The sequence below is a fragment of the Vibrio sp. FF266 genome (assembly GCF_041439695.1).
Classification (GTDB): Bacteria; Pseudomonadota; Gammaproteobacteria; order Enterobacterales; family Vibrionaceae; genus Vibrio; species Vibrio tasmaniensis_A.
This window is the reverse complement of sequence record NZ_JBGOOO010000002.1, coordinates 50649-64017: the sequence shown is the minus strand read 5'-3', so window position 1 is coordinate 64017 and position 13369 is coordinate 50649. Positions and strand designations below refer to the sequence as shown.

The window sequence follows — 13369 nt, the reverse complement described above, 5'->3', positions numbered from 1 at the left end:
TATCGACTTGAGGCAATGAGACTAAAAGGATTTTCTAATGATTAAATTTGGTACAGGTGGCTGGCGCGCTTTCATTGGTGAAGAATTCACCAGAGACAATGTTCGCCTTGTAGCGCAAGCGCTCGCTAACATCATTAATAATGAAGATGCAGCCAAGAATGGCTTCGTTATTGGCTATGACCGTCGCTTCCTTTCAGATAAAGCGGCATGCTGGTTTGCAGAAGTACTTGCGGCGAACAACATCAAAGTAAGCTTCATTGATAAGTTCGTTCCAACACCTATCGTGATGTTCCAAGCAAAAGAGATGGGATGTATTTACTCTGCGTGTATTACCGCTTCTCACAACCCAGCGGACTATAACGGCATAAAGATCTTCATTGAAGGTGGACGCGATGCTGACGAGATCATCACAGAGAAGATCGAACAGCAAATCGCAACACTGACCAACGAAGATGTTATACGAGTCGATTTCGAACAAGCGTTAAACGACAAAGAAATCGAGATCATCAACCCGATGAACGACTTTGTTGATTCAATCATCAACTTCATTGATATCGACTCGATAAAGAAAGCCAACCTGCGCGTACTGATTGACCCAATGTTTGGTGTTGCGAAAAATGCTCTGCAAACCGTACTGATCAACGGTCGCTGTGATGTCGACGTAATCAACGATGGTAAGAACCCAGATTTCGGCGGTCTTATGCCGTCCCCAAATGCAGCAACGCTATACCGCCTAAAACATTTAGTGGCAGCTGAAGGCTATGACATTGGTATTGGTACTGATGGCGATGCCGACCGTTTAGGCATCATTGATGAGAAAGGTCACTTTATTCATCCTAACGAAGTGCTACTCCTACTTTACTACTACTTACTGGAATACAAAGGCTGGAAGGGCTCTGTCGTTCGTAACATCGCCACCACGCATCTACTCGACAAAGTAGCGGCAGATCATGGTGAGAAGAGCTTTGAGGTTCCTGTAGGCTTTAAGCATATCAGCTCTCAAATGGAAGCAGATGATTCACTGATTGGTGGTGAAAGCTCGGGAGGTTTAACCATTCGAGGTCATATCAAAGGTAAGGATGGCGTATTTGCTTCAAGCTTACTGGTTGAGATGATCAGTGTAACAGGTAAAAAGTTATCTGAGTTACTTGATGAAATCTACTCTAAGTATGGCTATGCCTACACGGCAGAAGGAGATTGCCAGTTTAAGCCTTCAGAGAAAGAAGCGCTCTACACCAAGATTTACGTAGAGAAGCAACTGCCTGAATTTGAATACGAAATTGAAAAAGTTAGCTATGAAGATGGTGCCAAAGTGTACTTCAAGAATGGCGGGTGGGTCATTGCTCGCTTCTCCGGAACAGAGCCGTTACTGCGAATCTTCGCAGAAATGGAAGATAAAGACACTGCAGAACGTGTTCTTCAAAAAGTGAAAGACTTCCTCTCTCTATAGATTTATAGAGTGCAGCAGTTTTGAATGGGACTTAACAAACCACTGCCTTGTTAAAGCCTATAGGTGAAGAACTCTTGCCCAGTACTCTGTATCAAAGTGCTGGGCTTTTTTACGAATGCATTTTACTTTTCGGCAGAACGATACTTACTGCGTATCATTAAAACGCCAACACACCTTTGGTATCTACTTTGACGGTGACTGGCATACCAACACCTAGAGCCTCAGAAGACGTTGCTAACAGTTTCTGACCGTTAGCTTCAATCACATAGCGACAGTGGTCGCCCATAAATTGTTGTTCCAACACAGACAGGTTACTGTCGACATCATGACTCGCCACGATATGCTGTGGTCTTAGCAACAACGCACATTCCGCTCCCACTTCGATCTGAGTTTGTGCTTTCGCTTCTATCAGGCCCAAACTCGTTTCAAATTCATTATCTGAAATACGCTGTGCATTCAAGTAGCTACCACCACCTAAGAAATCAGCAACAAACTTACTCGATGGGTGGAAGTACAACTCAGATGCTGAACCATATTGCTCAATCACACCATGGTTCATTACCGCCATTTTATCTGAAAAAGCGAATGCTTCTTCACGGCTGTGCGTTACAAAAATAGCAGTAACACCCTGCTTTTTAAATATTTTACGAATCTGAGAGATCAACTCATGGCGAACTTGAGTATCAATATTTGAGAAGGGTTCATCCAATAACAATAAGTCTGGCTTGTACGCTAAAGAACGAGCAATCGCTACGCGCTGCTGTTGACCACCAGAAAGTTGATGTGGGTATCGGTCACCGAATTCATCTAAGTGAACTAGCTCCAACATCTCTTGAACTTTCTCTTTCTTTTGCTGCTCAGAGAGGCCTTTGAGGCCAAAGCAGATATTCTGGTTTACCGTCAAGTGCGGAAACAGGGCGTAATCTTGAAAGATCATTCCGATGTTTCTCTGCTCAGGTGGTAACCAGTTGTCTCCATCGTCGATGGTTTGACAGTTCAAGCTCATGACGCCACTACTCAATGGAAGCAAGCCGGCAATCGCTTTAAGCAGCGTAGTCTTACCACAACCACTGGCACCAAGCAGACAAACAATTTCACCATGCTCAACTTCTAAAGAAAGAGATTCCAAAATAGTTTGGGACTCGTACTTACAAGTCAGATCTTTAATTGATAATGCACAACTCATTAGTGTTTCTGCTCCAAGGAACGGTTTACGATAATCAGAGGAATTAAACCCACTAACACCAATAATACAGCAGGCATCGCCGCCAACTCTAGGTGCTCATCTGAGGCATAGTTATAAACATAAGTCGCCAATGTTTCGAAATTGAAAGGGCGTAGCAGTAATGCCGCATTTAACTCTTTCATTGATTCGATAAACACCAATAACCCGGCGATCAATGCGCCTCGTTTAATCAAAGGTAAATGAACACGACGTAACATCTGGTTGGTATTGCAGCCGATTGTTTTAGATGCCATATCCAATGAAGGAGAAACTTTACTCAAGCTACTTTCAATGCTGCCAATTGCAACCGCTGAAAAACGCACGACCATGGCAAAGATAAGTGCAAACATAGAACCAGAGAAGATCAAACCTGGTCCTGTCCATTCCATCACTTTTGCAATGTCGTTGACTAAGTGATCCATAAACAAAACTGGGACCATCACACCAATGGCTAACACGGTGCCTGGAACGGCATAGCCCATGGAAGCAATACGCATATAAGCCTGATTTTTCTTACTTGGGCTAACACGTTGATTGAAGTTCACAATCAAAGCAATAACGACACCAATAATTGCAGCAACTACCGAAACATAAAGGCTATTAACGGCATACTCTCTAAATTCCGGGGTCCAGCTTTGAGCAAAATATTTGTAGGCATAAATCATTAACTGGGCAAGAGGGAACAAGAATGCGACACACACCAATCCCCAGCACCAAAACAATGCTAACCACTTCTTCCAACCGGAAAGGTCGTAACGAAAATCTTCACGACTACTGAATTGATTCTGGAATAATTTCTGTTTGCGACGGCTGTATCGCTCTGAACTCAATAGTAGGATCACAATAACCAGCATGATCGCCGATATTTTCGCAGCAGCCGTTAAGCTTGAGTAACCTAACCAAGTATCGTAAACCGCAGTCGTTAAGGTATTGACTGCAAAGTAACTTACGGTACCAAAATCACCAATGGTTTCCATTGCAACCAGTGATAGACCGACCGCCATTGATGGACGAACAAGCGGCAAGGAAATACGACGAAAGCTTTCCCAAGGTGAACACTTTAACAACCGAGCGGATTGTAATAAGGAGACGTTTTGCTCCATAAAAGCCGCGCGGCATAGCAAATAAACATAGGGGTAGAGAACAAGTGACAGAACAAAAATAGCTCCGAACAAGGTTCTAATGTCTGGGAACCAGTACTCTCCGGGCCCCCAACCTGTTAAATCTCGTAGCAGAATTTGAACAGGACCTGCAAAGTCGAACCAATCGGTAAAGATATACCCGACAATATAGCCTGGCATTGCTAATGGCAGCACTAACGCCCACTGTAAAACGCGCTCTCCTGGAACACGGCACATTGCCATAATCCAAGCTGACGGAATACCAAAAGCCAAAGACAGGAATAAGGTTCCTATGACTAAAACCACCGTATTATAAGTATAGGTGGGCATTACTGTGGACATAAGATGAGAAAATAGCTCATCAGTTTCTCCAACAGCAGTCGTAAAAATCGCTAAAATCGGTAAAACCAGCAATACAGCAATGATGCAGCTACTGGTGTTCCATAAATAATTCTTTTCTTTCATCGCCTAACTACAACGAGGCTTAATGAAACACAAATGCATTTGCAAATACATCTCATATCCTTTTAATGGGGGGTTATTTATACCCATATACTGTAATGACTTCAAGGTGAGATGCTCATAACTCTGGGGATTAACGGGGAGCTTTGTATCAAAAAGTGATTTTCCAAAACAAAACAACCCCAAGTTACCGGAATGGCGACTTGAGGCTGTCATTTTACTTGGGCCGAAGCCTACAGTAAAAAATTATAGATCGAACTTGACTTCGTCTAGTAGCTTGATTGCAGCTGCGTGGTGGTCAGCAATCTGGTCTAGAGAAATTGTATCAGCTTTGAATTCCCCCCAAGAAGCAACAAGCTCTGAAGGTTTAACATCAGCTTTAACTGGGTATTCGTAGTTCACTTCTGCGTACATGCCTTGCGCCACGTCACCAGATAGGAATTCCATTAGCTTAACTGCGTTCTCTTTATTTGGAGAGAATTTAGCCATTGCCATACCAGAGATATTTACGTGAGTACCTGTTGTCTCTTGGTTAGGGAAGTTAAGGTAAACAGCGTCAGCCCAAGCTTTTTGCTCTTTATCGTTAACCATCTTACCTAGGTAGTAGCTGTTACCAAGAGAAACGTCACATAGACCTTCTTTGATCGCTTTAACTTGTGCACGGTCATTACCTTGAGGCTTACGTGCTAGGTTTGCTTTTACGCCTTCTAGCCATTCTTTCGTTTCAGCTTCACCTTTGTGAGCAATCATCGAAGATACTAGAGAAACGTTGTATGGGTGCTTACCACTACGTGTACAGATTTTACCTTTGAATTCTGGCTTAGCTAGATCAGCGTAAGTGAAATCTTCACCTAGACGACCAACACGGTCACGAGAAGAGTAAACGCTACGTGTACGAGTTGTTAGAGCGAACCACTCGTTAGCTGTGTCTTGGTACTGAGCTGGGATATTCTTTTCTAGAACATCACTTTCTACAGCTTGAACTAAACCTTTTTCAGTTAGCTCAGATAGACGGCTGATATCAACAGTTAATACCACATCTGCTGGGCTGTATTCGCCCTCTTGAGCTAGCTTCTCTGCTAAACCTTTCTTAGCAAACTTAACATTCACCTCGATGCCTGTCTCTTTTGTGAACTCATCAAACATAGGTTCAACAAGGAAAGGTTGACGGTAAGAGTATACGTTTACTTCTTCAGCAGCGATTGCAGCCGTTGGTGCGATTGCGCTACATGCTAGAGCTGAAAGAGTTAGCAATTTTTTCATTGGTAAAGTCCTTTATATCGAAATGATAATCTATATCAGTTGCGTTATTATATTTATTAAAATATTAATTTCAATGATAGAGCACAAAAAAACCTGCTCATGAGAGCAGGTTTCAAGTGGGTAATATGTAAATATTTGTAAATTATGGATTAATACATAATGTTCTATTTTACAGACACAAACTCTGGATAGGCGCCGACACCACAATCGTGCATGTCCATACCTTCAAGTTCTTCATCTTCAGTTACTCGGATACCGATTGTTGCTTTAAGCACTGCCCATACCGCTAGGCTAGCACCGAATACCCATGCAAAGATTACTGCTGCACCCAATAGTTGAGCACCAAACGTTGCATCAGCATTGCTTAGTGGCACAGCCATTAGACCGAAGAAACCACACACACCGTGTACCGATATAGCACCTACTGGATCATCAATCTTAGCTTTGTCTAGAGCGATGATGCTGAATACAACCAATGCACCAGATACCGAACCAATCGCTACAGCAAATAAAGGTGATGGTGATAAAGGATCGGCAGTGATTGCTACTAGGCCAGCTAACGCGCCGTTAAGAATCATTGTTAGGTCAGCTTTACCCCAAGTCGTTTTACATACTAGTAGTGCTGCGATAGCACCTGCTGCTGCTGCTGCGTTGGTGTTAAGGAAGATTTGGCCAACCGCTGTCGCGTTCTCAAAGTCAGAAACCATAAGTTGAGAACCACCGTTGAAACCGAACCAACCAAACCAAAGGATAAATGTACCTAGCGTTGCCAGTGGCATGTTTGAACCTGGAATCGGGTAGATCTCACCGTTCTTACCATATTTACCTTTACGAGCACCCAGCAGAAGAACACCCGCTAACGCTGCTGAAGCACCAGCCATATGTACGATACCTGAACCAGCAAAGTCACTGAAGCCGGCTTCTGATAGGAAACCACCGCCCCAAGTCCAGTAACCTTCCATTGGGTAGATGAATGCTGTTAGCACGACAGAGAAGATAAGGAATGACCAAAGTTTCATTCGCTCAGCAACCGCGCCAGATACCACAGACATTGCTGTTGCAACGAAAACGACTTGGAAGAAGAAGTCTGATTCTAATGAGTGGTCTGCACCTTCACCTTGAGTACCAATCAGAGTACCAAATGACGGTAACCAGCCACCTTCGCCGTTATCGACATACATAATGTTGTAACCAACGACTAAGAAAGTCGTACAAGCAATCGCGTACAAACAAATGTTCTTAGTTAAAATTTCTGTGGTGTTCTTTGAACGAACTAGACCAGCTTCAAGCATTGCGAAGCCTGCAGCCATCCACATGACCAACGCACCTGAGATGAGGAAGAAAAAAGTGTCTAATGCGTAACGTAGTTCCGTTACTGTTGTTGTAAGTTCCATATTAAAGTCTCCAGTCCTTGTAATTCTTTAAAGTGCTTCAGCATCCATTTCACCAGTACGAATTCGTACGGCTTGGCTTAGGTCATACACAAAAATTTTGCCATCGCCGATTTTTCCGGTGTGCGCCGCTTGGCTAATCGCTTCAACAACTCGGTCAACATTTTCAGCTTGGGTTGCAATCTCTAGCTTTACCTTGGGTAGGAAGTCCACCTGGTACTCTGCACCACGATACAATTCAGTGTGCCCCTTCTGACGACCAAAGCCTTTCACTTCAGAAACCGTCATACCTTCAATACCCACATCAGAGAGCGCTTCGCGTACATCGTCTAATTTGAACGGCTTTACAATGGCATTTATTAATTTCATATTCTTTCCTTAAATTCTTCACTTAATCCGTTAATACTCTTATTACAATCCAAGTAGCGTGCCAGAAATTTAAGTTGTTGATTTTAAATAAAATAGAAACAATACCGTTTTGGAAACGAAAAAGGCCGCACCAATGTGGTGCGGCCTTTTCACTATCTTAATGCGTTGCACTGTCGTTGCTCTAGTTTTGGGCAACGAAACTTTCACGATGCAAAATCATTAGCAACTAGTAACCTAAAAAATCAATCCAACGTTCGATGAGCAACTCGAAATCGTCAATTCCGCAGCTTGCTTCGCTTTCACAATTATAGAAATCGAACTCACTGCCCTCTTCCATCTCTTGTTCGTGCCCTAGCACATTTTCTTGAATCGTTACGTCGTCTTCATTGATCGCTAGGCTGATCTCTTTGCCTAGTAGCGTCACTTCATTGCTCAGATCTTGTCGAGATTGCTCAATCAACGCCATCACATGATCCAGTTTCTGCTTATCTTTCCCGATCTCTTCTTGAAGCCAGCGGCCAACAATTTCATGACCCATGCTGCACTTTACATAGTACTCGCCCATTAAAGTGTTTCGTGTAAATTCAAATTCCATAAAGGCTCCGCGCACTAATGACAGATAGGGTAAAAAATGAGGCGAGAGTATATAGCGAAGTCATCAAGAGATCGAGTCGCTCGTAAACTAACATTCAGACATAAAAAAACGCCTACCGAAGTAGACGCTCTATCATTTGGGTTCCTCTAAATAGTTGGAGTTGCAGCTAGGCGACAAGTACGTTCATCCCTATGAGCATAGAAGCTCTATGTGATTAGGGTGAACGTACGCAGTCAACAACGCTGCAGCTACAAATATAACGAGGAACTAAGCTGGTTCTTGGAAGATAACCGTGTCTGCTTTTTCCGTGTACTGACCCATTTTATGGAAGTTCAGGTAACGGTATGTATCAGCAGCCGTTGCATTAATCTTCTCAGCGTACGCTAAGTACTCTTCTTTCGTTGGGATACGACCTAGAATCGCGCCAACAGCAGAAAGCTCAGCAGAAGCCAGATAAACGTTCGCGCCATTACCTAAACGGTTCGGGAAGTTACGAGTAGACGTAGACATAACCGTCGAAGCATCAGCAACACGAGCTTGGTTACCCATACATAATGAACAACCCGGAGTTTCAATACGAACCCCAGCACGACCGAAGATGCCGTAGTAGCCTTCTTCTGTCAGTTGGTCTTTATCCATCTTAGTTGGCGGAGCAACCCATAGGCGAGTATTTAAAGAGCCATTAAACTCTTCTAGCATCTTACCTGCAGCACGGAAGTGACCGATGTTGGTCATACAAGAACCGATGAACACTTCTTGAATCTCAGTGCCTTGAACGTCAGAAAGAAGACGAGCATCATCTGGATCGTTTGGTGCACATAGGATTGGTTGATCGATGTCAGCAAGATCAATCTCGATAACGTGTGCGTATTCCGCATCTGAATCAGCAGATAGCAACTCAGGGTTCACTAACCACTCTTCCATTGCGGTAATACGACGCTCAATCGTACGAACATCACCGTAACCTTCAGCGATCATCCACTTAAGCATGACGATATTCGAGTTCAGGTACTCATCGATAGACTCTTGAGATAGCTTAACCGTACAACCTGCCGCAGAACGCTCAGCTGATGCATCTGAAAGTTCAAATGCTTGCTCAACAGATAGGTGCTCAACACCTTCAATTTCTAGTACACGACCAGAGAACTCATTGATCTTTCCTGCTTTCTCTACCGTTAGTAAACCTTGCTTGATACCGTAAAGCGGAATTGCATGTACTAGGTCACGTAGTGTGATACCCGGTTGCATTTCGCCTTTAAAGCGAACCAAGATAGATTCAGGCATATCAAGAGGCATAACGCCTGTTGCCGCAGCAAATGCTACCAAACCAGAACCAGCAGGGAATGAAATACCTAGAGGGAAACGAGTATGCGAGTCACCACCTGTACCTACAGTATCAGGAAGAAGCATACGGTTTAACCATGAGTGGATAACACCATCACCCGGACGAAGTGAAACACCTGCACGGTTCATGATGAAATCAGGCAGTGTATGGTGAGTGTTTACATCAACTGGTTTCGGGTATGCTGATGTGTGACAGAAAGACTGCATCACAAGATCCGCAGAGAAGCCAAGACAAGCCAGATCTTTCAGCTCATCACGCGTCATAGGACCGGTAGTATCTTGAGAACCTACCGTTGTCATTTTAGGTTCGCAGTACTGACCCGCACGCACACCTTCAACGCCACACGCTTTACCTACCATCTTCTGAGCTAATGTGTAGCCTTTATCAGAAGCAGAAGGATCGATTGGTTTAGCAAACAGATCGGTTTCAGCTAGGCCTAGAGCATCACGAGCACGACCCGTTAGGCCACGACCAATGATCAGTGGAATACGGCCACCAGCACGCACTTCATCAAGAAGTACTTTGCTTAGCTCAAAGTTTGAAATCACAGAACCGTTCTTGTGAACAACACCTTCGTACGGGTAGATATCAATGACATCGCCCATGTTCATGTCTTGTACGTTCAGTTCAATGGGTAGTGCGCCTGAATCTTCCATTGTGTTGTAGAAGATTGGTGCAATTTTACCACCCAGACAAACACCGCCAGTACGCTTGTTTGGTACGAATGGGATATCTTCACCCATGAACCAAAGTACTGAGTTTGTTGCCGATTTACGTGAAGAACCTGTACCAACAACATCACCAACGTAAGCCAGTGGAATGCCGTCTTTTTGCATTTCTTCAATTTGATTGATTGGACCAACGCTACCCTGTTCATCAGGAGTAATGCCATCACGTTCCATCTTCAGCATCGCTTTCGCGTGCACTGGGATATCAGGACGTGACCATGCATCAGGCGCTGGTGATAAGTCATCAGTGTTAGTTTCACCGGTAACTTTAAATACTTTAACGGTGATCTTTTCCGCTACTTTGTTTTTCGCTGTAAACCATTCAGCATCAGCCCAAGATTGAAGTACTTGTTGTGCTGAAGCATTACCTGCTTTCGCTTTATCTTCTACATCGTAAAACGCATCGAACATCAGTAGAGTATGAGACAGGGCTTTAACTGCGATTGGAGCAAGCTCAGCATCGTCTAACAGAGACACTAGAGACTCGATGTTGTAACCACCTTGCATAGTACCAAGCAGTTGTGCAGCTTTTGCTTTGCTTACTAGTGGAGAAGCTACTTCACCTTTAGTGATAGCCGTAAGGAAGCCAGCTTTTACATAAGCAGCTTCATCTACACCCGGTGGAATGCGATTTTCTAGTAGGTCAAGAATGATTTCTTCTTCACCTTGAGGTGGATTCTTTAGAAGTTCAACTAGGCCAGCGACTTGCTCAGCATCTAGTGGTCTTGGGACAACTCCCTCGGCAGCACGTTCTTCGACGTGTTTACGGTAGGCTTCAAGCACGACTTTTTTCCTCTCATTGCGGTTCACTTCTTACCTTCATAATTATTAGTAAAATAAAGAAGCGAACATCCTTGGAAACTTGGCTCTCCATTGCCATTTTTGTCATTCAATTTGTATTGATGAGCGGCATCATAGAGGCCAAACTGTGGGCGGTAGAATAGCAAATTTAACGTTAAATTAAAATCTTATCATTTTGACCAACATAGCAAGTTAAGACGAAAGTCCCACTATTTTTGCCTATTTACGCAGTTAAACGGTGACTCTACGCATGATTATTTGTAGGAAGTACCGACAATCAGGTACACCGAATCAAAGTTATCTTCGGTTCGACCATAAGCTAATATGATCGGCCCGATGGGTGAGTCGACACCCGCAAAAACAGAGCCTGCAGTATACATTGGAGCTTCATCCAGTTTTAAGTCATTGTTCGACCAAACACCACCATGTTCAATAGAGGCGCCCACGTAGAACGGTGATTCAAAGAGGCCGAAGTCATTTTCAAACCACTTATAACGGTAGATCAAACTGGTGTAAGCTAAGTTCTGACCGATCAAACTATTTCTTGGAATACCGGATAGATTAAGGAACCCTCCTAGCTCTTTCGGATCAATCGGAAAGACTGAGTTTTTACTTTCTACGATGCCGTAATCAACCTTTGCGACTAAAGTGTGCTTTTCAATGCTTTGTGCTGCCATAAAATTGGCCGAAAGTTCAAAGACTGTATCACTCTCAGAAGAGAAATCTGAACCACCATTAGAGCTCTCATTCTCAAAATCGTCATGAGAGATAAGGTACTCTAAATCGACAAAATAACCTTCGGTAGGAAGACTGAAGTTATCCAAAGTATCCAATCTATAACTGGCAAAGGCACCAATACGTTTATAGCCACCACTTCCTAGTGAAGGTAATGATGCCACCTCAATACTGCCATCGGTATAACGTGCACCAAATTTCAGCTCTTGCCACAATGTCGGTTGATAGCCCAATGCAAATTCACTCAGATACTCTTGATAAGACATTGGTAAGTAGTCTTTGGTTGCATCCAGTGTAGGTTCTCCAATCTCGCCGATTCCTGCTGGCAGGTTTCGATTCTGGTTGCTGTAAGCAATAGACACAGATGTGAACAACTTTTGACTCGAAAAGAATGGTGAGAAGAGTTCCGCCTCAATGCGTTTGTCCGTTCCCATCTCGATATTAGTTCTTAGCTCTGCACCATGCTTATTAATATCGGTAAAGTTGGCAGAGACACCGAGCGAGTACTGGCTGGTTGTAGAGAAATCATCTTCAAGAAAGAATCGAAAATTGAGGTAGTTTGGACCCCAAAATTTTTCGTTCACATCGACCAGCAGTTGATCCTCACCATCAACATTTTCAAATTCATAAGTAACCAACTCGAACCGATCTAAGGCATAAAGATCTTTCACTTTAGATTCGATTTCACTGGTTTTAATAACCTGACCAGAATCGAGGTTTAAACGATTTTCGATCAACTTATCTGAATAGTGGGTGTTGTTGTTAATAACAACTCTATCAACGACAGTCTGGTCACCATGTTTTAGCTGCTTTCGAGCTTGCTGTTTCTGATCGATATACTTTTGATAGTCTGCGTTAGAGAGCGCCAACTTAGAAAGCTGATCCGTATACTGCCTTGTTGCTTCGTATCCAGCATGATAAGCCGTCGGCATTTTATCGAACTCGGTGGTCTCCATTTGCCCAACATCAGGACGTAGGAAAAAATCATCGTCTGTTAACGTCGCGGCTTGCTCTTGAGTGCTGCGTTGAACAAGGTAATTAGAGAGTTGGTCTGCTGCGGCTAAAAAGTTAGTGAAGTCTTCTTTGCTTTTGTAGTTAGTACTGATATCAATCGCAATAACTATGTCAGCCCCCATCGCTCTAGCAACATCAACAGGCATGTTATTGGTGACACCACCATCGACCAACATTCGCCCATCAACTTCATAAGGAGGAAGTGCTCCAGGTACTGACATACTCGCCATCATCGCATCAACAAGGTGACCATGATCGATGACGACTTCTTCAAGGTCGATAATATCGGTTGCGACAGAGCGATATGGAATAGCGAGGCTGTCGAAAGAATCGAGGGGAGATAAATTACCAGTGGTCTCGCGCAGAATACGCAACATATTCTGACCTTGAACCACACCTTTTCTGGCTTTGATTTCGCCCCAACCTAAACCGAGATCGGTATTCAGTTGATAACGGTCTTCATATTCTTTGTCTCGCACACGGCGATCACTACGGTTAACGCGATCGCGATAACCACGATTCCAATCAACCGTATAAATAAAGCTCTCGATCTCATCAGCGCTCATCCCTGTCGCATAAAGACCACCAACGTATGCGCCCATGCTGGTACCGGTAATGTAATCAACCGGAATTTGCATCTCTTCTAGGGCTTTAAGCACACCGATGTGAGCCGCACCTTTTGCCCCACCACCAGCAAGAACGACAGCAACGGTTGGCCTTTTATGAGCTTGTTTAAGTTCAACATGTTCTGATGAATCAACCTGTGCTGCAGTAGCGGCAAACAGTTGAAAACTGATCACAGTACCGACAATACCCAAGCTACTCACTAACCAACGATAAATCATTATCTAAACTATCCTTGTCATTCTT

9 protein-coding genes are annotated in these 13369 nt (G+C 43.7%); 1 reads left to right on the top strand and 8 read right to left on the bottom strand.

The features are described from left to right. The first annotated feature begins 37 nt into the window (after positions 1–37). Entirely contained in the window at positions 38–1450 is a 1413-nt protein-coding gene (locus ACED59_RS02080) for a phosphoglucomutase/phosphomannomutase family protein (RefSeq protein WP_009847570.1), read from the top strand. Between the two features lie 157 nt (positions 1451–1607). Here ACED59_RS02080 and ACED59_RS02075 read toward each other — a convergent pair whose 3' ends face one another. From ACED59_RS02075 to ACED59_RS02040, 8 genes are all read right to left on the bottom strand, one after another. Further along, positions 1608–2636, bottom strand: coding sequence for an ABC transporter ATP-binding protein (locus ACED59_RS02075; RefSeq protein WP_017097323.1), 1029 nt, complete (start codon positions 2634–2636; stop codon positions 1608–1610). After that, on the bottom strand, positions 2636–4261 hold the full coding sequence (locus ACED59_RS02070; RefSeq protein ID WP_017097324.1) for an iron ABC transporter permease: 1626 nt from the start codon (positions 4259–4261) through the stop codon (positions 2636–2638). Before ACED59_RS02070 ends, ACED59_RS02075 begins: the two co-directional genes overlap by 1 nt. 243 nt (positions 4262–4504) lie before the next feature. Beyond that, complete coding sequence (locus ACED59_RS02065; RefSeq protein ID WP_012604721.1) at positions 4505–5521, bottom strand: Fe(3+) ABC transporter substrate-binding protein; 1017 nt, start codon at positions 5519–5521, stop codon at positions 4505–4507. Positions 5522–5685: 164 nt separating this feature from the next. Next, positions 5686–6915, bottom strand: a complete 1230-nt coding sequence (locus ACED59_RS02060) for an ammonium transporter (protein ID WP_017097325.1) — start codon at positions 6913–6915, stop codon at positions 5686–5688. 27 nt (positions 6916–6942) lie between these two features. Continuing rightward, positions 6943–7281 (bottom strand): P-II family nitrogen regulator, encoded by a 339-nt coding sequence (gene glnK / locus ACED59_RS02055; protein ID WP_004738200.1) that lies wholly within the window; start codon positions 7279–7281, stop codon positions 6943–6945. Positions 7282–7507: 226 nt separating this feature from the next. Next, positions 7508–7876 (bottom strand): YacL family protein, encoded by a 369-nt coding sequence (locus ACED59_RS02050; RefSeq protein ID WP_029223087.1) that lies wholly within the window; start codon positions 7874–7876, stop codon positions 7508–7510. A 267-nt stretch (positions 7877–8143) separates the two neighbouring features. Next, complete coding sequence (acnB, locus tag ACED59_RS02045; protein ID WP_029223851.1) at positions 8144–10732, bottom strand: bifunctional aconitate hydratase 2/2-methylisocitrate dehydratase; 2589 nt, start codon at positions 10730–10732, stop codon at positions 8144–8146. A 272-nt stretch (positions 10733–11004) separates the two neighbouring features. Next, a complete protein-coding gene (locus ACED59_RS02040; protein ID WP_017097328.1) occupies positions 11005–13344 on the bottom strand; it encodes a patatin-like phospholipase family protein in 2340 nt (779 codons plus the stop codon). Positions 13345–13369 lie beyond the last annotated feature (25 nt).